The organism is Ruminococcus flavefaciens 007c (assembly GCF_000571935.1).
Classification (GTDB): Bacteria; Bacillota; Clostridia; order Oscillospirales; family Ruminococcaceae; genus Ruminococcus; species Ruminococcus flavefaciens_F.
This window is the reverse complement of sequence record NZ_ATAX01000008.1, coordinates 200,295-224,331: the sequence shown is the minus strand read 5'-3', so window position 1 is coordinate 224,331 and position 24,037 is coordinate 200,295. Positions and strand designations below refer to the sequence as shown.

Sequence of the window (24,037 nt, the reverse complement as noted above, 5' to 3'; positions counted from 1 at the left end):
CAAGCAGATGTTGTATTATCCGACCTTTTATGTTATAATCATAGGTGCATTTACGTGCGGACATATCTTTCAAGAGGTGAATTATGAGTAAAATATATATAGTGGAGGACGACAGATCTATCCGTGATGAGCTTGCGGAGCTCCTGCACAATTCGGGATATGAAGCGGATTGCCTTACGGATTTTTCGGACTCAAAGGCAAAAATACTCGCAGCAAAGCCCGATCTTATCCTTATGGATATAAATATCCCCGACCTTAACGGAGAACAGCTGCTGAAGGAGATCCGCAAGGAGACCGATACCCCCGTTATCATGGTCACCAGCCGCACCTCCGAGACAGATGAGGTGCTGTCAATGAGCTACGGAGCTGACGACTATATCACAAAGCCTTACAATCCCACAATACTCCTGCTGAGAATATCGGCTGTGCTGAAGCGTTCGGCGGTGACAGCATCTGTGCAGACCTATAACGGCCTGCAGGTGAACGACGCTAAGGGAAGTCTTTCCGACGGCAGCCGCGAAATGGTTCTCACGAAGAATGAGATGATAATATTCCGTTTCATGCTTGACAGAAAGGGTTCCATTGTTACCCGTGACGAGCTTATGACGGCGCTGTGGGACAATGACGAATTCGTCAACGACAATGCCCTGACGGTGAATATAAGCCGCCTGCGTTCAAAGCTTGCGGAGCTGGGCTGTGAGGACGCGATCGAGACCAGAAAAAAACAGGGGTATATACTGAAATGAAGATCACAGATTATTTAAAGGACAGACTGTGGTTCTTCCTTATCGCAGCACTTTCCCTTGGACTTATGCTGCTTTTCCTGTTTGCTTACAGAGTGAGCGGTCAGCTTATAATATTCATGAACAGCATATTCCTGCTGTTCATAATTATTGAGGAGACAGTGGGATTTTTAAGGAAGAGGGAGTTCTACACCGAACTGAAGCATAATCTTGAAGGCCTTGACAAGAAGTACCTCATCCACGAAATGATCGAAAGACCGGATTTCTACGACGGACAGGTAACCTATGACGCTCTCTGCGATGCAAATAAGTCCATGTGCGAGAATGTGGCTGAGTACAAACGCAGCTCTGCCGATTTCCGCGATTTCATAGAGCTGTGGGTGCATGAGGTAAAGCTTCCGGTGGCGAGTTTGCAGCTCATGGCGCATAACCACAGCGACGAGCTGGGAGAGAAATTCAATGAGCAGCTGAAACGTATCGACGGATACACCGATCAGGTGCTTTACTATGCCCGCTCCGAGAATGCGGAGAAGGACTATATAATAAAGGAGACCTCACTGAAGCGTGCCGTGAGCAATGTTGCGCTGAAGAACCGCGAGTCGCTCCAGCTCTGCGGAGCCTGCATCGAGACGGAGGGGCTTGACATCACAGTTCTGACTGACGGAAAGTGGCTGGAATTCATACTCGGCCAGTTCATGGCGAACAGTATAAAATATATCTCCGCAGACCGCGAACCAGTCATAAAGATCTCCGCAGAGGAGCTTCCCGACAGGATACTGCTGCATTTTCGTGATAACGGTATAGGTATCCCCGAGAGTGATCTGGCAAGAGTGTTCGACAAGAGCTTTACAGGTGAAAACGGGCGTTCCTATGCCAAGTCAACCGGAATGGGACTATATATAGTAAAGAGCCTCTGCGACAGGCTGGGACACATTGTGACCGCTGCTTCGGAGCAGGGAAGCTTTACGGAATTCACTTTAGCCTTTGCAAAGAACGAATACTATAAGCTGGATAGATAATACTTTTTAAGGGCGGATAATATCCGCCCGTATTTCAGTGCAGGCAATGATAATGTGACGTACATTACAAAATTGTAATGTTGCGTAATGTTCAAAGCACGACCTGTAATACAGACAGGTGTATAATAAGATCATGGAAACGGGAAAGAATCCCGGAAAAATCTTCCCGAAAGGAAATGATCTTATGAAAAAGCTTACTTCAAAAATCGTCAGGATACTTTTTATTGTCAGCAGCATCTGCATATTCCCCGTCAGCGGTGTTATGCTGTACGAGATATTCAGCGGAGTTTCAGGCGCACATCAGCGCAATAATACGGTAGATGTTGTTTTCTGGAGCACCCTGGCAGTATATTACCTTTGTGCATGGTATATGAGCAGTAAAAAGAAAGCAAAAATTGCAGAATAAGGAGATACAGATATGTCATTACTTAAATTACAGAATGTTGAGAAATATTACGGAAACAAATCCAGTCTTACCAAGGCTGTTGACGACATCTCCTTCTCAGTGGAAAAGGGAGAGTTCACCGCTATCATGGGCGCTTCCGGAAGCGGCAAGACCACTCTGCTGAACTGTATCTCCACCATCGACCGCGTAACAGCAGGTCATATCTTCCTCGAGGATACGGATATAACTACTCTCAAGGGCAAGGAGCTGAATAAGTTCCGCAGAGATAAGCTGGGCTTTATCTTCCAGGACTTCAACCTCATGGATACCCTTACCGCGTATGAGAATATCGCTCTGGCATTGTCCATACAGAAGCACTCAGCAAGAGACATTGATAAGTCTGTAAAGACAGTTGCAGAACAGCTGGGCATAACAGATGTGCTCAATAAGTACCCTTACCAGATGTCAGGCGGTCAGAAGCAGAGAGTAGCTTCCGCAAGAGCTATAATAACAGCTCCAAGGTTGATACTGGCCGACGAGCCCACAGGAGCTCTGGATTCCAAGTCCGCAAAGCTCCTTCTCGAGCGTCTGAGCTACCTCAATCACGAGCATGATGCCACAATAATGATGGTAACTCATGATTCGTTCACTGCAAGCTACGCAACAAGAGTCCTTTTCATCAAGGACGGCAAGCTTTTCAATGAGATAAACCGCGGAGGCGACAGCCGCAAGCAGTTCTTTGACAAGATAATAGATGTGGTTACACTTCTCGGAGGTGACGTCAGCGATGCTCTTTAAAATATCACTCAGCAATATCCGCAAGAGCGTAAAGGACTATGCTGTATACTTCTTTACCCTCATCATCGGTGTTGCAATATTCTATGTATTCAATGCCATCGAGACACAGACGGCATTCCTCAATGTTTCCGAGGATCAGCGAGAGATAATCAAGTTCCTTACCACTGCGATCTCGGCAGTAAGTGTGTTTGTGGCGATAGTTCTTGGTCTCCTTATCGTATATGCCAGCCGTTTCCTTATGAAACGGCGAAACAAGGAGTTTGCCCTTTATATGATGCTGGGCATGAGCAAGTGGAAGATCTCCGCTATACTGGTTTGCGAAACGGTTATCATCGGTATAAGCTCCCTTTTTGTTGGACTTCTTATCGGTATCGGACTTTCACAGGTAATGAGTGCAGTTGTTGCAAACCTCTTTAAAGCTGATATGAATGATTACAAATTTACAGTGTCTGCATCGGCTATACTTAAGACCATCATCTACTTCAGCATCATGTACGTTGTTGTCATCCTCAGAAGCGGCGTTGTCATCGGAAAATGCAGGCTCATCACTCTTATGCAGTCGGGCAGACGCTCCGAGAAGATCACCATGAAGAATCCCTGGCTCTGCGTTATAGTATTCCTTATCTCCGTAGCAGTTCTCGGTTACGCGTACTATACTGTGGGTTGGAACCAGATGGATCTTGGCACGAAAAAGCTCCTTATCGCAATAATCATGGGAGCTGTTTCAACCTTCTTCATATTCTGGTCTGCTGCCGGAATGCTCCTGAGAGTCATCATGTCAGTCAAGGGCTTATATCACCGCGGCCTCAACAGCTTCACCTTCCGTCAGCTCAGCAGCAAGGTCAATACCACAGTTGCTTCAATGACGGTTATCTGCCTTATGCTTTTCCTGACCATATGTACTCTTTCTTCGGCTTTTGCTATCAGGAATTCAATGAACAAACAGGTGGAGGACTTCTTCCCCGTGGATTTCTACGGCGAGGCAGAAAGACAGGACAGTGACGATCAGCCCATGTATACGGACATAGACGACTATTACCGTGAGCAGGGCCTCAGCCTTGAAGATGATTTAAAGGAATATCACAAGTTCCATATCTATACTGATCCCGAATTCACTTTATTTACCTTCATCGGCGATAAAATGGACCAGCTTAAGGAGGACTATGCATCCATCGGTCACATGGAGGACTACCGCAATGAGATTATAAAGCTCAGCGATTACAATTCCCTTATGAAACTTTACGGTTATAAGACCCTGGAACTGAATGACGATGAGTATGCCATATGCGCGACATTCTCGGGCTTTGTGTCGATATATGATATGCTTCTTGAGTCTAAGCCTGCAATAAATGTATTCGGCAATGAGCTGATGCCTCATTCCGAGAAGACCATTTACAGCTTTGTACGTCCCTCGATGCAGCCCATGAACGGAGGAGTATTCATCATTCCCGACAGTGTTGCTGATGAGAGCGGCGCTGGCACAAATATAGTTGTGGGCAATTATAACGGCTCAGACAAGGAGATCATCGCAGCAACAGAGACCAGGGTGCGCGATGGCTGGAAAAAGGTCATTGGTGACCATGTAAATGATGGCACTGATTCAGGCACGAGAACTTACATGGAAACAAAGATAGAGGCTGCCAACGATGCAATAGGCCTTGGTGCACTGGTAACATTCCTCGGACTTTATATCGGCTTTATATTCCTTGTTTCCTGCGGTGCTATCCTTGCCTTGAAGGAACTCTCGGAGAGTTCGGACAGTGCTCCGAGATACACTATGCTCCGCAAACTGGGAGTTGAGGAAAAGGAGATCACAAAGTCTGTTTTCCTTCAGACAGGAATATTTTTCCTGCTTCCGCTGCTCCTTGCCTGCCTCCATTCATACTTCGGCTTGAAGATGGGCAGATTCATGCTTGAAATGATAGTCAGCGGAAGTCTGGTGAAGCCCATATTCTTTACCGCAGGAGTTGTGGTACTGATATACGGCGGCTACTTCCTCCTTACATTCCTCGGAAGTAAAGCGATAACAAGAGAACAGAAGTAACTTTTTCATGATATAGTTGATGCGGCTCTCCGTCAGGGGAGCCGTTTCTTATTTAATCCTTATCATTTCCTTAAATCTCTCATTTTCAATTGACAACTTTACGAAGAATGTGATAAAATTGAATAAAAAGGGGGCGGAAGTATGAAAAAAAGCCAGAAACCAACAGATAATATCCCCGAAAAGATACACAAGCGGCTGCATATCATATATTTTATCCTGAAATGTGTGCTGGCTGCAACAATTTTTCTTATGTTCTGGGGTGCTGCGGTAATAGCTTTTGAAAAGATAATGGGCTATGATATACCCAAATCGGGTACAGAGGAGTCTCCGTTCCTGTTCCACCAGTACTGCGGCACGTTCTTCGTGGAGTTCGACCGTGCAAATTCCTTTGCCTCAAATGCTGATTATTCGGCATATTTAGAGAAAATGAACGCTCCTGAGGTTAAAACCGCGGCTGAAAAGGTAAAGGGATATCTGGAATTTATACCTTCTGCTGTTTTGATCGCAGCTTTGATACTGGCTCTGAGAAGCGGCGATAAAAAGCGTATTTTCTGCGGCAGGGCGTGGCGATATTTCCTCGTGGGCGGTATTTTGTATGCTTTCGGAAATATCTATATATATCTTAATACCAATATCATAAAAGGTATCTCAAGATTTGACGGCATGACAAGTGTTTTCACCCAGCGGCGGCAGTATTTCCAGATATACGATATTCTTGGACTGCCGTTTATTATGATAAGCGGAGCATTTGTGCTCCTTATGTACGAAAAACAGCTCCAGAACAAGGATACAGCCGGCGTTTCAAAGACACTTAAAGCGATCTCGGCGGTAATTATCGCAGGCTCGGCAGGCTTTGTACTGTGGAGGCTGGGCGTTCGCACCTATGAGCTTATCCGCGTGATGTCGGGAGACGAATACAGCGTATGGCTGCCTTTTACGATTATGGAAAGTCCCGAAAAATATATGTGCAGGCTGCCCTTTGAGGACGCGGTCTCACCTGCGGCTTACCGCAATGTAGTTCTTTTCCGCTACCTGAGAGATCTTCCTGTATTTGCAATGTCAGCTGCGGCGTTATGGGCGTTCGTAAGAGTGCTCCTCAACAATGCAAAGGGCGAGCTGAATACTCCACGCAACAGAAAGCTTTTAAGAAATGCAATGCTGCTGCTCATAGTAGCTTCGCTGATACTGAATATCTCGGGACTCTATGAGACAGGTCTTTTTGACAGGAGCTTCAACGGCATATTTGGCAATACCACTTATACTATGGCTTACCGAGCAAAAACTGATCCTGCCCTCTTTGCACTGCTGCTGTGGTTCTTCGGTACGTACTTACAGGCTATTCCCGAAAAAGAGCAGAATGACTGAATGATGATATAATACGAACGCGAGCAGCCGTAAAGGGATATTTACCCTTTGCGGCTGCTTGTTTTGCATCATAACAGGCTAAAATTGCTGTATGATTTCTCCATAGCTGACAGGAATATATATAAACCGACAAAAATTTCCTGTCTGTGAAAAATCTCTTGAAAACCGCTATTTTTAGTAGTATAATAGAAACGTTGCGTTTGCTTTTTAGAGATTTTTAAGAGAAAAAGAGGTTAGTGAAATGGCTGAAAAAACAGTGAAACCAACAGAGGAAAAGCTCAAACCGAAGCTTTTCTCTGTAATGAAGACCTATTCGAAGGAGCAGTTCGTCAAGGACGTTATAGCGGGAATCATCGTTGCTATCATAGCACTTCCCCTGTCTATTGCCCTTGCTCTTGCTTCGGGAGTCGGCCCTGAACAGGGACTTTACACCGCTATCATAGCCGGATTTATCGTGTCCTTCATGGGCGGAAGCCGCGTACAGATTGCAGGCCCTACAGCTGCTTTTGCAACTACCGTTGCAGGCATAGTTGCTGCTGAGGGTATGGACGGACTTGCCATATCCGCTATAATGGCAGGAATCATACTCATCGTCATGGGCTTCTGCCGCTTCGGAGTACTTATCAAGTATATCCCCGGTACTATAACCACGGGATTTACCTTCGGTATTGCCGTGACTATCCTGCTGGGACAGGTCAAGGACTTTCTGGGGCTTACTTTCAAAAACAAGCCCATTGAGACTATCGACAAGGTGAAGGAGATTGTGAACTGCATAGACACCATAAACTGGATGGCTCTCCTTATCGGTGTCGTATCGCTGGCAATACTCATCTTCTGGCCCAAAAAACTGGAAAAGATACCTGCCTCGCTCATTGCCGTCATAGTATGTTCTGCAATAGTCAAGTTAAGCGGTATCAAGGTCAATACTATCGGAGACCTCTATCATATATCAAATGCACTTCCAAAGCCTGCAATGCCTGAGGTGACCTTCGCAAGAGTAAGAGCACTTGTGCCCAATGCCTTCACAATAGCTGTGCTGGCAGCAGTTGAATCGCTGCTCTCCTGCGTTGTTGCAGACGGTATGGTAGGTTCAAAACACCGTTCCAATATGGAACTGGTGGCTCAGGGCGCTGCAAATATCGGCTCTGCATTCTTCGGCGGCATCCCCGCTACTGGAGCTATCGCACGTACCGCAGCTAACGTAAAGAACGGCGGACGTACTCCTATATCGGGAATGGTACACTCTGTAGTACTGGTAATAATACTTGTGGTGCTCATGCCCTATGCTTCGCTTATCCCTATGCCTACTATCGCGGCTATACTCTTCGTTGTTGCTTATAATATGAGCGGTTGGAGAAATATCAGAAATACAGTAAAGACTGCTCCAAAGAGCGATATTGCCGTACTTTTCGTGACACTCATCCTCACTGTGGTATTCGATCTGGTAGTTGCTATCGGTGTTGGTATGGTAATGGCTGCTCTCCTCTTCATGAAGCGCATGGCAGATGTTACAGAGGCTCATGCCTGGGTAGATGTGGACGATGAGGACACCGATCCCGATAATATCCTTCTCAAGAAGATCCCTCAGAATACAAGAGTTTTCGAGATAAACGGCCCTATGTTCTTCGCTGCTTCGGATAAGTACAAATACGTTCTGAGCGACAAGAACATCGACGTTCTCTGCATAAGAATGAGAAACGTGCCTGCTATAGACTCTACGGGAGTAGAGGCTCTTATGCGTATAGTAAAGCGCTGCGACAGACATAATGTCAGTGTGGTATTCTCACACGTTAACGAGCAGCCTATGAAGGCTATGACCAAGGCTGGCTTTGTTGAGAAGGTCGGCAGGGAGAATTTCTGCGACCATATCGACACGGCTCTGCTCAGGGCAGAAGCTATCGAAAATGAAATTGCTGCAAAAAGAGCATGAGATAAGGCGGATAATATCCGCCTTATCTTCATTTTATCCACTTAATCTGCAAATAATGAGTTGATATTGACCATTTGGACGTGTTATAATCATATCAGAGAATGGTCCTCTGAGTTCTATTCTCGTGAGAGCATTTCATGATGCTTTCTCCTGGAAGCCTGCGAGGCTTAAATAAATCATCCTCATTGTCCGATGCCGAAGTTTCAGTGTTCTTTGGTATCGGAATTTTTTTATTTTCCGTACCTGCATAAAGTATAAAATTAATTAATTGCAGTTAATTAAATGATAAAATCGTGCAGCGATCGCGGCAAAGTTGTTATTTTACTAAAAATGTCATTATTATTGTATTATACAGAGGCTTTACAATGCTATAATTAACACAAATAAAGATAAAATGGTGATTATATACAAAGCAAGCGTATGAAACGGGGGCATTAAAATTTAATTATTAAATCTCATGCTTAAAGAAAAATAAAATGAGATCTAATATAGAAGGAGGAATTTAATATGATCATCAGACGAAGAGGAACAGCTGCTCTCGTCGGCGCTGTTTCGGCATTTTCAGTCCTGAATACCTGCGGCTTCGCAGGGACTGTAAATGCCGAAGGCAGCGTTCAGGCAGTATTCTATGTTTCTCCCGGCGGCAGCGACAGCGGTGACGGCTCCGAAGCCTCGCCCTTTGCTACCCTGGAAAAGGCCCGCGACGAGATAAGGAAGATCAACGGCAGCATGACAGGCGATATTATTGTCTATCTGCGCGGCGGTGATTACCGTATCACCGAGCCTGTGGAGTTCGATACCAGAGACTCGGGCTCGGAGGGCTTTACCATAAGGTATGAGGCCTATAAGGGAGAAACTCCTGTACTTAACGGAGCACAGAAGGTCACAGGCTGGAAAAAGTTCAGCGACAAGCTCTGGGCTGCCCCGCTCGACAGAAATGTAAAGCTGCGCAACCTTTATGTCAACGACCGCCGTGCAAATATGGGCAGCGTGCAGGTGCAGGCAAAGGGCGGCTACGGGGATTATTACATAACAGCAGGTCAGGCGGACTGGGCATGGGATTCGGGAAAAAAGAGCGACGGTATAGTTTACGATGCGGGTTCGATGCCGCGTATCACATCGAATTTTGACGACCTTGAGGTCGTTAACGGCACCACATGGAATGAGAATATCGTGTGCTCCCGTGATATAAAGTACGACGGGAACAGCATGATACTCTTTATGCAGCAGCCTTACGGCGCTATTGCACAGACACCCGGCTGGGGAGCAGGCTTCACAACAAACGGCACTCATACCATATATAATGCCTTCTCGTTTGTGGACAGCGAGGGTGAGTTCTTCTTTGACAAGACCGAGAAGATGCTGTATTACTATCCCAGAATGGGAGAGGATATGACCTCGGCGGACGTTGAAGCTCCTGTGGCTGATAGTCTTATAAAGATAGCAGGAAGTTCAACCTCTGACCGCGTAAAGAATATAAGCTTCAGCGGTATAACCTTTGCCAATACCGACTATCAGCTCACAGAGGTGGACGGCTCTCACGGAAAGACTACCTGTCAGGCCGCCCAGAGCTATACCGCTTTTGCGGATTCAAACTGGCATTCCAAGAAGTATGAGATGGTCGACACCCTTCCCGCTGCTGTGCATATCACAAGCAGTGACAATATAAAACTAACGGGCAATACCGTAAAGCATACAGGCGCTGACGGTATCTCCATGACCAATGACGTTATCAATTCAGAGGTGAGCGGCAACTTCATCACTGATATTACTTCCAGCGGTATCACCGTCGGACATCCCCAGCATATCTACATAGGCGACGGTGACGGCAGCAACCGTGAGAAGTTCCCCAGAGGCGTTGAGGGGATATGCAAAAACGACCTCATAACACATAACCTTCTCTACGATATAAGCGTTGTTCACGGCTTCGGAGGCTGTGCGGCCATTACGGCTTATTTCGTGGATTCTGTGAAAATACTCAGCAATACCATCGAAAAGACTGCATACAACGGCATACATCTGGGCTGGGGCTGGTGCAACTTCAAGGACAGCACTACCTGCCGCGATAATCAGATATGCTATAACAGGGTGATAAACTCCCTGAACCGTCTCCACGACAGCGGCGGTATCTATACTATCGGTCAGATGCCCGGGACTGTTATCAACCAGAACTATATTCAGGGTATACCCGCAGGCGGTCCCGGCTGGCCTACCTACGGCCTGCACAATGACGAGGGAACCACCTATATCGAGGAGAATGACAATGTCCTCGAGATAAGTCCCGATGTCACATATACCATAAACTGTGAGGAATACGGCGACAAGCACCACCTCACTATCAAGCGAACCTATGCCACAGTCAACAAAATGGGCAAGAACCCGCCATACAGCGATATCGATGCCCCTATCGTCGTTTCCGACAATGTATGGCCCTTCGCCCAGTACAAGATCTGTCTTGACTCGGGTATCTCTGACGACTACCGGGCAATGATGCCTTTATGGCTGAAATCTGCGGCGGATCAGGCTTTCCCTGCAAGCTGTGCAACTGCCTGCGGCAGCAAGCTCCCCATAAGAAAGGTAGACGGCACGGTGTGGATAGCTCCCGACGGTACGGATACGTTCAGGACGGGAGCCGATATGACCAAAGCAAAGGGCAGCGCAGGTACTATAAAAACTCCCGCAGAGGAAGGCGAGTACAGGATATATGTCCTTGATGAAAACGGCAAGGTGCTCAGCAAGTCGGGACATATCCTCAGACTCAGCGGAACGGGAAGCTCAGAGGGCGGCGACGTCATCGAGGCGGAGAGCTGCTACTACAAGTCGGGCATAGACACCGAGAGCTGCTCGGAGGGCGGCAGCGATGTTGCCTATATCGAAAACGGCGACTATATCGGCTTCAAGGGCATTGATCTGACCAATGTCAGCGGAATAGATTTCCGTATCGGTTCAAACGGCGCTGCTGCGGCTCTTGAAGTCAGACTTGACAGCCCCGACGGAAATCTCATAGGTAAAATGGATGTCAAGAGCACAGGCGGCTGGCAGAAATGGAACACACAGAGCTGCACCATTGAATCCACCGAGGGTAATCATGATATCTATTTCGTATTCACCGGAGGAGATGGCTATCTCTGCAACATGAAATGGTGGAGACCCGTAAAGCCTGCCGAGGAGTATATCCTCGGTGACCTCAACGGCGATGAGACAGTTGACATATACGATATGATAAAGATGCGCAGAGCTGCTGTGGAGGGCGATGCAGAGCGCTTCGGTGCAGCTGATATCAACGGCGATGACAGAATCGACGAGGAAGATCTTAAACTGCTGAAGCAGTACCTTTCAGGGGAATTAAAGTCATTTGAATAACATAAACAAAAGGATATCGAAGATGTGGACCGTCCGTGCAGGACGGTCCGTTTTTTAGTTGCGGAATACCGCAATAAACAGCTGAAAAGCAATATCTGTAAAGCACTGAAAAATGTGTGATTGTTGCATTTTAATATTAAAAAATATTAAAACCGTGATCGGTGCTGCCCTATAGTTGCGCCCTCGGCGATATAAACAACGACAAGAAGATAGATATTGCCCTGTCAGATGAGGAAAATAATGCAAAGCAGGCGATTGCCTTGAAAATAATCGTAAATATTTCGGATTTTTTGTAAAAAAGCAATAAAAGACTTGATTTTTTTCTCTTAAAGATATATAATCCTCGTACCAGACAGTTTATCAAAAATTATAAATGACATAAAAGGAGGAGAATATTTTGAATCAGAAGATCAGGCACTTTATTGCGGCAATTACAGCCTGCACTGTTACAGCAGCTGCTCTTGCAGCTTTTCCTGTACAGGCTGTGGGAGATGAAAATGTACCTGCTGCTGCGGTCACCACCGCCGATGACGATAGCTTCATCGAACATCTGGAGGGAACAGGCGGCGGAGATGAATACGCTGTTTTTAAACCCGATGATGCAGGCAGTATATCATTTGATATTAACAAGCTCAACAAGAACTTCAGCTGCTCCTGGAGTGGGATCAAGCTTGTGGATTTCTGCGCCGGAAAATCAGACCACATTTTAATGACAGATAAGAAGCTGTACCTTATGGATTACAGGGCAGAGATAAAATGCAAGGACTCATTTTGTTTCGGTGCGACTTTCAACGGCTATGAAAGAGGTGCAAAAGAGCTCACAGAGGTACGTGTACTGGAAGCCTATTCCGATGTGACCGGTATCTCAGAGGATAATAAGGTCTTTGATATCAACGTTAACGGAGCGGTTTACAATGTATACAGGTCACGGGAGGTCTATGACGAAATAACTGTGAATGTTATAATTGCAGCCCGTGCCGAAAACCTTAGATCTGATCGTCCTGTAAGCGGAAGAATAGACATCAGAGGCGTTATGGACGGACTTCAGAAAAACGGCGTTGATTTCATCAGCTTAATGTCGCCGCGTTATCTGCTTCGTGCAGAGGAAGGTGAGGGCTCCGCGGAGCTTTTCAGCAACAACATCATAACGGTTGACTATCCCAAGGAGATGGATGTGCCGAATGACTACAATAGTACGATCATTGAGAAAAAGGTATACCGCGACGGTCTTACCTATGCCTTCTGGCAGGACGACTCCTGTTCCAACGGCAGTATGAAGGTGGAAAGAAACGGTGATGCCAAGTGCACCATTGACAACGATAAAGATAATGCGTCCTGCCTGTTCACAAAGGGATTCTTTGGCGAGGTAGGTATACCATTGAAGGATATCACGAAGCTGAAAGCTGATTACCACACTGTCTTCGGAAGCAAGAGCAGCTACATCGGTGGTATTTACGGTTGGATGACAGATCCGTATATTGAGTTCTATATCATTGAGGTAAGCAACGGGAAAGAGGATTTTCTGAATAATGCGGAGTTTGTCGACACCGCAGAGATCGACAACATAACATTCGATATTTACAAGAGGAAGCTTCCAGTCGTCGGCGGTCTGACACAGTATTTCAGCGTCAGCAGAGTGGAATTTGAACATGACTATGGCTATGGCGTTTACAGTAATGTGGATCTGCTGAAGCATATTGAAGCCTGGGAAAAGGCCGGCCTCAAGCCAGGAAAAAATGTGCGTGATGTCAGTGCTTTTGTGGAGACAAAAGGCAAGGGCAAGGGAGATTTCAGCATAACGGATGTCAATATCAGCATGGAGCGCTCCGGCGACAGCTTCACCGTGCTCGGAGCTGATACTCCTTCCGTGACGATAGACGGCTATAAGTATTACAGGGCAGGAGACGACGGAGTGCTTACGGTCGAAAAAGACGGTATTTACCATGCCAAGTGCTTCAACGACAGAAATGAGGACCTGTTTTCCTTCGGAAAGGGCCGTGAAATCGACTCTGATGAGGTCTCATCCGATAAGAACATCACTGTTGTCCTGGATTACAACGCAGATGTAAGCACTGACGGTACGTACCGCATAAATGCGGAGGGTGTTCTGAAAGGCGAAAACGATGAGCCGTATATAAAGTATTTCATCTGTGACGCTTCAAATGACCCATTTGTTCCTCTTGATGCGGAGAAGCTCGGGAGAGCAGATATAGACGGTGAGGAGTACGATCTTTATGTAAGGCATACACGTTTTTCATTTCGCTACGGCGGCAGGTGCATAGACGAGTATTACAGCGTTAAGAAGGCGCTGACAGGAAATCATATCAATGTCAGCGGAAGTATTGATCTTGCAAAGCATATTAAAGCCTGGCGTGCGGCAGGACTTGTGGCAGGCGACATTGTAGATGCGTATATCAATACTGACATCTGCGGTGCAGGTGATGGAAATGTATACTTTAACCGTGCTGAAGTTAAAGTCAGAATGGACGAATCATCGGAGGAATTTGACGAAAATGATGTTGAGCTTCTGAAAAAATTCCTTCTCGGTGAGAAATGTGATGTGGAAGGCAAGGATTTCGACATCAACGGCGACGGCGTATGGGACAGCTTTGATCTCATCGCACTGAGAAGAATAGTAAAATAAGTTTATACTTGCTAATAACTGTATGACAAAGCGGCGTTTGCGTTGATCGCAAGCGCCGCTTTTTCGCCGTATAGCTGTTGATTGACTATATATGATATAAAGTTATACCACGGTAACAATATTGTTCTGATTATTTTTGTTCAAAAGGTAGAAGTTATTCCTTTTGCTGCCGATGTTGTTGCAACTGACCTGTTTATGTGATAGAATTAACTTGAAAATGAGATAAGTATATTCAGAATAAAGGTGAAAGAAATGTCAACTTTAAAAGAAGCTAAGATAGGTCAGACCGTTAAGGTAGTAAGTCTTGGCGGAAACGGAGCCCTTCGTCAGCACTTCCTTGATATGGGCATTATCCCGGGGACGGAGATAACCTTGGTGAAATACGCGCCTATGGGTGATCCTGTGGAGCTTAGGCTCCACGGCTATGAGCTCACCCTGCGCCTTGCGGACGCCGAGCAGATAGAGACAGAGCCTGTTGCAGAAAAGGAGAGCCTTTCCGCAAAAAAGCCCGAGAAAAAGAAAATAGCTCACCCCGGACTGGGCGAGGGAGGCAAATTCCATGTCAAGGGCGACGGTACTCCGCTGCCTGAAGGCACTACCATGAAATTTGCTCTTGTCGGCAACCAGAACTGTGGGAAAACAACGCTTTTCAACAGGCTGACTGGTTCAAAGCAGCACGTGGGAAACTTTCCCGGAGTTACCGTGGACAGGAAGGACGGTGCCATAAAGGGACATGATGATACCGTTATCACGGATCTTCCTGGTATATACTCCATGTCCCCGTATACCAGCGAGGAGATAGTATCGAGGAATTTCGTGCTGGATGAAAAGCCCCATGCTATAATCAATATCGTTGATGTTACAAATATAGAGCGCAATCTTTATCTTACGATGCAGCTCATAGAAATGAATGTCCCCATGGTAGTTGCTCTGAATATGATGGATGAGCTTTCTGCCAACGGCGGAGGCATAGACGTAAACCGTATGGAGCATCTGCTCGGAGTGCCTGTCGTACCAATCTCTGCTGCGAAAAATGAGGGTATCGAGGAGCTCATAGAACACGCCCTCCATGTGGCAAAGTATCAGGAATGTCCCGTAGAGACTGATTTCTGCGGCAAATCACGAAACGGCGGAGCAGTTCACCGCTGCATACACGGTATATGCCACCTTATTGAGGATCACGCCGAGAAATCGGGACTTCCCATACGTTTTGCAGCCTGCAAGGTCATAGAAAACGATCATCTCATTATTTCCCAGCTTGATCTGGATAAAAACGAGGAGGAAATGATAGACCATATCGTAATGCAGCTGGAAAAGGAAAGGGGACTGGACAGGAGCGCGGCTATTGCGGATATGCGTTTTTCCTTTATACAGAGGCTCTGCGATGAGGCTGTCACCAAGCCTCACGAGAGTAAGGAGCATATAAGAAGCCGCAGGATAGACAGTGTTCTCACCGGAAAATACACTGCGATACCTGCCTTTATATGTATCATGGGACTGGTGTTCTGGCTGACCTTCAATGTTATCGGTGCATGGATGCAGGGGCTCATGGAGAGCGGTATCGGTAAGCTTACCGGGATAACGGACAGGGCTCTTGTAAATGCTCATGTGAACGATACCATACACAGCCTTATCATAGACGGTATCTTTGCGGGAGTGGGAAGCGTTCTCAGCTTCCTGCCGATAATCGTCACCCTGTTCTTCTTCCTTTCCATGCTTGAGGACAGCGGATATATCGCCCGCGTTGCCTTCTTTATGGATAAGCTCTTGCGTAAGATAGGTCTTTCGGGAAGAAGTATAGTTCCCATGCTCATAGGCTTCGGATGCTCCGTGCCTGCGGTAATGGCCACAAGGACTCTTCCCAGTGAGAGAGACAGAAAAATGACCATACTCCTTACTCCGTTCATGAGCTGTACCGCAAAGCTTCCCATATACGCCTTCTTTGTGAATGCTTTCTTTCCGAAAAGAGGCGGACTGATAATGATAGGACTTTATCTCCTCGGCATAGTCATGGGTATTCTTGCTGCCTGTCTTTACAAGGGCGTCCTTTTCAGAGGAGAAGCAGTGCCTTTTGTTATGGAGCTTCCCAATTATCGTCTTCCCGGCGCCAGAAATGTGGGACAGCTGCTCTGGGAAAAGGCAAAGGACTTCCTTCAGAGAGCTTTTACAGTAATACTCATTGCTACCATATGCGTATGGTTTTTGCAGAATTTCGACCTTAAACTCAATATTGTGGAAAATGCCGAGGACAGTATACTTGCCAAGGCGGCGGGGCTGGCGGCTCCTCTTATGAAGCCCGCAGGACTGGGGGACTGGCGGATAGTGGTTTCTCTGGTAAGCGGCTTCATGGCCAAGGAAAGCGTAGTTTCCACACTTGAGATTCTTTACGGCGGCGGAGTCAAGGCTTCCATGACATCACTGACAGCAGCTTCTCTGCTGGTATTCTCTCTGCTGTATACTCCCTGCGTGGCGGCAGTTGCCTCCATAAAAAGAGAGCTCGGAAAAAAATGGGCTTTGGCGGTAGTGTTATGGCAGTGCGGCATTGCATGGGCTGCTGCCGTTGCAGTAAGGCTTATAGGCATGATGATAGGAGCAGCATGATGAATATTATCGATATCGTACTTATTGCGGTCATTGCTGCTGCATTTACCGCAGCTGTGACTGTATGTATACGCAATAAAATAAAGGGAAAGGGCTGCTGCGGCTGCTCTTACAGAAACGGGAGATCCTGAGGGACTCCCGTTTTTGCTTGCAATTATCTAAAAAATGTGCTATAATAAGTATAAAATATTAATAAAGCTCCCGGTATAGGGAATAAATGGAGGTTTATCATGAAAATCAGAAAATACATTGCATCTTTTCTTGCCGTTTCTTTGCTGGCAGGAGCTTTACAGCCCGTCGGAGTATCCGATACAGTTATCGCAGCAGCTGCCGATGACGGTGCTGCCGTAACCTTTACTCAGGGTGAGAACGACATATTCAAGTACAATATCTATGCAGATCATATCGAGCTTGACGGTATAAAGAGCGGTTCCGAGCCTGTTGTTATCCCTGCCGAGATAGAGGGACTTCCCGTAACGGACTGGAATTACAATACAAAGCTCAGTCTTTCTTCTTCCAGAAAATTCTCCATTGCAGATGACAATAAGAACTTCGCTGTTATCAACGACTGCCTGATATGCACCCATTCCATGACGGATATAGGCTATATCGGAGAATACAGACTGGACGAGGACACTCTGACTATACCCGACGGTGTAAAGATAATCGCCAATTCAGCCCATGCACGTGACGGCTGGCTGAAGCATATCAATATCCCCGAATCTGTTGAGGTGATCGCTATCAGTGCATTTCAGGGAAGCCTGATAGAGGAGCTGTATATCCCGAAAAATGTCCGTGAGATAGGCTCCTGCGCACTGAATGCTCCGTATTGTACAAGTCTGGATGTTGCAGAGGATAACCCTTGGTTTGATATGGTAAACGGCGCTGTAATGAACGAGGAGCATACAAAGCTCGTACACGTGGCCTGCTATACCGAAAGCGATAACTATGTTATCCCTGAGGGGGTAACAAGTATAGACAGAGACGCCTTTATCAACTGCAAGAAGATAACGGCTATAACTGTTCCGTCAACATATACTGACGATTACAGGTTCATCGAATGGCTCTATTACCTCAGGGATATATATGTAAGCAAGGATAATCCGGAGTATACCGACGTTGACGGCGTAATGTTCTCAAAGGATCTGAAGACTTTGCTGAAATATCCCGAGAGGAAAAATGAGGACGGTGCATATGTGGTCCCTGATGGTACGGAAAAGATAGGTCCGCTGGCATTTTATTTCAACCACCTTAATGATCTTACCTTTCCTGCTACACTGAAGGATATGGAGCTGTATTCCCTTTACACGGTATATCATTACAGCGGAACTATGACCTTCCTCAATCCCAAAACACCTCTTTCACGATGCCTTACATATTTTACTACGGGCTACAATCACGATACGGGAGAGACTATCTATTATGTTACTGTAAGAGGATATAAGGGATCTACTGCAGAGAGATTTGCAGAAAGCAGCAAAGCTAAATTCGAGGTTATCGACGATCAGCCGCCTGTGACAACTTCCACTACGACCACATCAAAGACAACAACCACCACATCGACTACTTCCAAGTCTACAACTTCCACTACAACTACATCGAAGACAACCACCACTACATCGACTACTTCCAAGCCTACAACTTCCACTACAACTACATCAAAGACAACAACCACCACATCGACTACTTCCAAGTCTACAACTTCCACTACAACTACATCAAAGACAACCACCACATCGACTACTTCAACGGTGACTGCCGCGGTCAAAGGCGACTCAAACGGTGACGGTGAGGTAAATACAGCTGACATCGTATGCATGAGCGGCTTCCTTCTCGGAAAGAAAACAGGCAGCGTGAGCATAGAGAATTCCGATCTTAACGGCGATAATATCATTGATGTTTTCGATCTCTGTGTCCTCAGAAGAATGGTCATAACAATGCTTTCAAAGTAAAGTCAAAAAGTCCTGCGTATGCGGGACTTTTTCTATTGAAATTACAGACATTATGTGATAAAATATAATTACAGACAGACCGTATGGCATGAAATTGCTCTGCGGTCATTCAGAATGGGTTTTATAGGAGGATTTAAAAATGAAAAAAATGATCTCTTTTCTCGCTGCTTTTTCTATGATACTGACGTCTGCGGCTGCATCAGCTCCCGCGTCTGTCATGGCTGTAAGCAGCAGTGCTGCTGTTTCTTCCGGTACAAAAGTTGGAGCATACGCACAGGTCGATAATATGTCGTTTACAATACAGAACGGCAAGGCTGAGCTTACAAGCTTCAGCGGTGTGAACGATGAGGAAGTTACTATTCCCGATACCGTTAAGGACTGCCCTGTGACAAGTATAGAGAGTTCGGCTTTTCTTGGCTGCAAGAAGCTCAGAAAGATCGTCCTCGGCAAGTATATGGCAGAGTGTGAGGGCTTCTCAATGGATTGCGAAAATCTGGAGGAGATCGTTGTTCCCGAGGATAATGAGTCACTTGTCATGGAGGACGGAATACTCTATACAAATGACATGAAAAAGGTCATAGCCTGCCCTGCAAAGACAGAAAAGGAAGATATAGTCATCCCTGATGAAGTAGAGTCCGTTGGTATGGCTGCTTTTACTCATTGTGCCTCAATAAAGAGTGTGACTATCCCCGACAGCGTAAAGGAGATATGGTCATACGCCTTCATGTTCTGTGAAGGCCTGAAAAGCGCAAAGCTTCCCAAGGATCTGGAATATGTCCGCGCAAATACGTTCACGGGGTGTTCTTCACTGGAAAAGGCCGAGCTTCCCGAAGGTCTGAAGTACATAGAACTGGGAGCATTCAGCTACTGTCCCGTTCTGAAGGATATAAATATTCCTTCTGCTGTTGAGGCGATCGGAGTTGAAGCCTTTTATCAGTCGGGCTGTACTGTCAGTGAAGACGGTATCCTCTATGTTGGTGACTGGGCTGTGGACGTTGATCTTAATGTTGAGGCAAAGAACTCCCCGAACAAGGGCAAGCGTTTTTATTCGGATATTAAAGATGCCAATATCAGAGTCGGTACCGTGGGAACTGCATGGGGACTGCTCAGGGATACGCCTGACCTCAGGAGCGTCGTTGTGCCGGACACTGTAAAGTATATAGGCGAAGGTATGGTGACAGGTATTGGTATATACGTTGAAAGAGTTGATTTCTGGTGCCATACTATTCCTGAAAGATCCCTTATATGCAGCGGCATAAAAGAAGTATATATACATGATCCCGACTGTGTGATCGAGGATTCCGCCTCTTCTTTCCCAGCATACTGGAGAAACATCGAAGAAGAGATGACTGTGGGACGTCTGAAGGACATTTTTGAAGAAAATGTTTCAAGCTCCGGTTCAGCGGCAAGCAGTGTACATAAGGCGATCAACACCGAGCTCATAGAGATTGACGAGGATTCTGAAGATCCCGAAAAGGAGCTTTTGGAAAGGCTGGGACAGAACGCAGATGAGTACTATGCGAAACAAAAGGTCTATAATGCTCCCATAAAGCAGGACGGCGTAGCAAGATACGATACGGTTATCCATGGATTCAGAGGCTCAGCGGCAGAGGATTATGCAATTAAGTACAGGAGATGCTTCTCGGCTTTTGTGCCTGCTTCAGCTGCTGTAGGCCCCGAGATCTTTGAGGGAAACGGCATCCAGTACAGGATATACGGCGGCGCGGCCGCAGAGGCTGTTCTTACGGACGGCGGAAAGCTCAAGTCTGATATTACTATCCCCGAGGAGATAAAGGGCGTTCCCGTAACGGGCTTCCGTGACTATACAGATGCGGATACATTTGCAAAGTTTACGGTACATCTGCCTAAAACGGTAAAGACTGTTGAAGACAGTTACTCCGCCAGCGAGAATAATATCATGTATTTCGATGTCAGCGAGGATAATCCCTATATCTGTTCTGTGGACGGCATCGTATACAGCAAGGATATGAAAAAGCTTGTGAAGATACCGTGCTTTTATAACTCCGGGGAGATCGTTATCCCCGATAGTGTAAGGATCATTGACAGATATGCAGGCTGGGCTCTTAAAAATGTCGAGAAGATCGTTATCCCAGAGGGAACAGAGATAATAAAGGACTCTGCCTTTGCCTGCTCACAGAAGCTTGCAAGCGTTAAGCTTCCGGAAACTCTGGATACTATCGGAAACGGCGTTTTCGGTATGTGCAGTCTCCTTACTGATATTTCCATACCCGACAGTGTTGAGCAGATCGGCAATAACGCATTCGATATGGTGCCTGCCGCAGAGCATGAAAAAGGCGGCATCTACATCGGAAAATGGCTGGTTCAGACGGAGGCAAGCGGCGAAAGGCTTGTTATCAGAGAAGATACCGAGGGTATCGCAACGGTAGATCTCTATTCAGACACGGTTTTCCCGAAGAGCGTTAAGAAGGTCGGCTGGGAGATGGCAAATGGAAAATATAACAAAATGGAAAGAGCTGACGTGTACTCCTCCGTCATTGACTTCGATGAATTCAAGAACGCTAAATTCATGAAGGATATTTACATCTATGACCGCAACTGTCAGATATGTTCAGGCGAGAATACCATACCTGCAAAATATGTGTCAGTGCTTTCCAGAGATCCGGCTGATGTACAGGCATATCGTGCATCAGTGACCATTACGGAACTGACAAGGACGGTTTCAGAGCGTTACGGATACTATGACGAGGACGAACTTGATGATGTTGTTATCCACGGATATGCAGGCTCTACTGCCGAGGCATATGCCAAGATGTACGGCAGGAAGTTTGAGGTCATAGACGCTGATTCCGCATACAAGAACGGCGATATCAACGGAGACGCTGTATTGAATGTAGGCGATCTGGTCATCCTTAACAGGTATCTCCACGGAACATATCAGTTCACGGAGAAGCAGTTCAAGTCGGCCGATCTCAACGGCGACGGAAGTGTTGATGTATTCGATGTTATCATTTACCGCAGGAAGCTTGTTGAATAAGGCTTTTCAGAGTATATGAGACCATAAATACTGTAAAAAGGCTGTATGACCGAGTCATACAGCCTTTTTTGCGGCCACGCCGGGAGTTTTTTTATCGTAAATTGATAGTTTTTATTGACAAACGTGAAATAAAGAACTATACTTATAATATAAAGTTCGTATAACTGCAACATGAGAGGAGTGTTATCATGCTTAACAAAAAAATACTGAAACGTGCCGCGGCAGGCATTATGAGCGCTGCGCTGGTCTGGAGCTATGCAGGCTGTATAAAGCCGTTTACCTCATCGCTTACCGCCGCAGGAGAAAAGACGGATGAATACAACCATGTCAGCTTCAATGCGGAAACAGGAATGTATGAATATGAGTTCAAAGATGCATACATTTACAATGTGAACGCTTATAAGACCATTTATTTGACATGTGTTTACATCGATCTTATACCTTACGAAGGAAACAGCTGGTTCAGTTACGATAATATGAAGACGATAGAAATCGAGCTGGAGAATTCAGCCGGAGATCCGGAGTATGAGCAATACAGAGAGCAGACCTATGAGCTGGCGAAAAAGATAAAGAATGAATCAAGGATAGACATTAAATTTGCAGCTCCCGAATTGTATGAAGATATGATGGAATACAGAGGATACTACGGAAGCAGCAGTGATAATACTTATAATGTCAGCAGGATACTGTCGGTAAAGGATCCCTTTGAGCATATCTACGGCGATATAAATGACGACGGTGTTATCGACTCATTCGATGTGGTAACGTATAAGCAATATATCGCAGGAACTCTTTCGTATAAGCTCAGCGAATCTGAGTTCCTCAATGCGGATATAGATCTTGATACCGAGATAACAGCCGATGATCTCCGCCAGGTAGTGGATTTTACTCTGGGCAAAGCCAAGGAATTCAACGGCACCTCAAATATAGGAAGTATACGACTTGACAACACCGTGGATGTGCTGGCTTCGGAAGGCGTTGAGACAGATAAGGCCTTTGCCTCGGCAGAGATGGATTTCGGCGTTGAGGTAATGAAAAAATGCTTTGATCCCGAAAAGCCGGGAGAGGAAAATCTGCTCATATCTCCTCTTTCCATATCGGCAGCTCTGTCAATGACTGCCAACGGCGCAGACGGCGAGACACGCAAGGAAATGGAAAAGGTCCTTGGCGGCAGTTTGACTATAGATGATCTGAACGAGTATATGGCCTATTATATCAGCAATCTTCCCGATAATGAAAAGGAAAAGGTCTATCTTTCCGATTCCATATGGTTTAGGGACGATCCCACATTCAAGGTATATGACGAGTTCCTCGAAAAGAATAAGAAGTTCTACAATTCCGAGATATACAAGAGTTCCTTCGATGACAGCATAGTCAAGGACGTTAACAGCTGGGTAAACAAGAACACAAGAGGTATGATACCTACACTTATAACCAAAGCCAACGTTCCTGATAATGCTATGATGATGCTTATCAATACCCTCTATTTTGAGGCGGATTGGTCAAGGCCCTATCTCATTACCAGGGAAGGCGAATTTACTGATCTTAAAGGTGAAAAGCATCCTATCAGTAAAATGAACAGTCAGGAGTATCAGTACTTTGATCTTGGCAACGCCGATGCCTTCAAGAAGCCTTATAAGGGTGGAGAATACAGCTTTGTCGGCATACTTCCCCATGAGGATATTTCCATTCAGGATTATATTGCAGGCCTTGACGGAAAGACTCTTGAAGAGGGACTCAGGGAGTATGAGGATCCTGACACCGTGGATCTGTATGTAATGATCCCGAAGTTCAAGTATAATTACAGCAAGTCGCTGAAGGAGATACTTCCTGCCATGGGCATGGAAAAGGCCTTCTCGATAGCTGAAGCTGACTTCTCGAAGATAAACGATCTTTCGGTTCCCGGAGCACTTCCGCTCTATATAGATGATGTTTTACACAAGACAAAGATCGAGGTGACCGAAAAGGGCACAAAGGCAGCAGCTGCAACGGCTGTTGTCATGGGTGCGGGAGCAGCGGCTCCTATCGAAAAGAAGGAGGTATACATTGAGCTTGAAAGACCTTTCGTATATATGATCGTTGACAGGAACAATGTACCTCTGTTCATTGGCGCAGCCACACAGATCGAAGATAAATAAGCAGGGAATATAAAAAACAGCCCGGAAGCAGTGATGAAA

General features: G+C 46.1%; 14 protein-coding genes. All 14 read left to right on the top strand.

From position 1 onward, the window contains the following. The first annotated feature begins 83 nt into the window (after positions 1 to 83). The 14 genes from RF007C_RS02725 to RF007C_RS16245 all read left to right on the top strand — a co-directional run bounded on the left by RF007C_RS02725 (position 84) and on the right by RF007C_RS16245 (position 23,998). Positions 84 to 746, top strand: a complete 663-nt coding sequence (locus tag RF007C_RS02725; protein WP_037297015.1) for a response regulator transcription factor — start codon at positions 84 to 86, stop codon at positions 744 to 746. Continuing rightward, positions 743 to 1,762 carry a sensor histidine kinase gene (locus RF007C_RS02720; RefSeq protein WP_037297012.1) on the top strand — a complete coding sequence of 340 codons (1,020 nt, stop codon included), beginning with the start codon at positions 743 to 745 and terminating at the stop codon, positions 1,760 to 1,762. Before RF007C_RS02725 ends, RF007C_RS02720 begins: the two co-directional genes overlap by 4 nt. A gap of 184 nt (positions 1,763 to 1,946) precedes the next feature. Beyond that, the gene (locus RF007C_RS02715; protein WP_152537134.1) at positions 1,947 to 2,168 is read left to right on the top strand and encodes a hypothetical protein; all 222 of its coding nucleotides are present in this window, start codon (positions 1,947 to 1,949) and stop codon (positions 2,166 to 2,168) included. A gap of 12 nt (positions 2,169 to 2,180) precedes the next feature. Further along, positions 2,181 to 2,945 (top strand): ABC transporter ATP-binding protein, encoded by a 765-nt coding sequence (locus tag RF007C_RS02710; RefSeq protein WP_019679174.1) that lies wholly within the window; start codon positions 2,181 to 2,183, stop codon positions 2,943 to 2,945. Further along, positions 2,935 to 4,989, top strand: a complete 2,055-nt coding sequence (locus RF007C_RS02705) for an FtsX-like permease family protein (RefSeq protein ID WP_037297007.1) — start codon at positions 2,935 to 2,937, stop codon at positions 4,987 to 4,989. Before RF007C_RS02710 ends, RF007C_RS02705 begins: the two co-directional genes overlap by 11 nt. Positions 4,990 to 5,130: 141 nt before the next feature. Further along, positions 5,131 to 6,354: a hypothetical protein gene (locus RF007C_RS02700; protein WP_037297004.1), complete on the top strand. Its 1,224-nt coding sequence runs from the start codon at positions 5,131 to 5,133 to the stop codon at positions 6,352 to 6,354. A 241-nt stretch (positions 6,355 to 6,595) separates the two neighbouring features. Next, positions 6,596 to 8,284, top strand: coding sequence for a SulP family inorganic anion transporter (locus RF007C_RS02695; RefSeq protein WP_037297001.1), 1,689 nt, complete (start codon positions 6,596 to 6,598; stop codon positions 8,282 to 8,284). A 507-nt stretch (positions 8,285 to 8,791) separates the two neighbouring features. Next, complete coding sequence (locus tag RF007C_RS02690; RefSeq protein ID WP_037296999.1) at positions 8,792 to 11,647, top strand: carbohydrate-binding protein; 2,856 nt, start codon at positions 8,792 to 8,794, stop codon at positions 11,645 to 11,647. A gap of 397 nt (positions 11,648 to 12,044) precedes the next feature. Next, on the top strand, positions 12,045 to 14,291 hold the full coding sequence (locus RF007C_RS02685) for a glycoside hydrolase family 11 protein (protein WP_037296996.1): 2,247 nt from the start codon (positions 12,045 to 12,047) through the stop codon (positions 14,289 to 14,291). A gap of 252 nt (positions 14,292 to 14,543) precedes the next feature. After that, entirely contained in the window at positions 14,544 to 16,892 is a 2,349-nt protein-coding gene (gene feoB / locus RF007C_RS02680; protein ID WP_037296993.1) for a ferrous iron transport protein B, read from the top strand. Then, positions 16,892 to 17,023, top strand: a complete 132-nt coding sequence (locus RF007C_RS17175) for a FeoB-associated Cys-rich membrane protein (RefSeq protein WP_152537133.1) — start codon at positions 16,892 to 16,894, stop codon at positions 17,021 to 17,023. Before feoB ends, RF007C_RS17175 begins: the two co-directional genes overlap by 1 nt. Before the next feature lie 99 nt (positions 17,024 to 17,122). Next, positions 17,123 to 18,844 carry a leucine-rich repeat protein gene (locus RF007C_RS02675; protein ID WP_037296989.1) on the top strand — a complete coding sequence of 574 codons (1,722 nt, stop codon included), beginning with the start codon at positions 17,123 to 17,125 and terminating at the stop codon, positions 18,842 to 18,844. A gap of 139 nt (positions 18,845 to 18,983) precedes the next feature. Beyond that, the gene (locus tag RF007C_RS02670; RefSeq protein ID WP_037296986.1) at positions 18,984 to 21,860 is read left to right on the top strand and encodes a leucine-rich repeat protein; all 2,877 of its coding nucleotides are present in this window, start codon (positions 18,984 to 18,986) and stop codon (positions 21,858 to 21,860) included. A 188-nt stretch (positions 21,861 to 22,048) separates the two neighbouring features. After that, the gene (locus RF007C_RS16245) at positions 22,049 to 23,998 is read left to right on the top strand and encodes a serpin family protein (protein ID WP_051456485.1); all 1,950 of its coding nucleotides are present in this window, start codon (positions 22,049 to 22,051) and stop codon (positions 23,996 to 23,998) included. Positions 23,999 to 24,037: the final 39 nt, after the last annotated feature.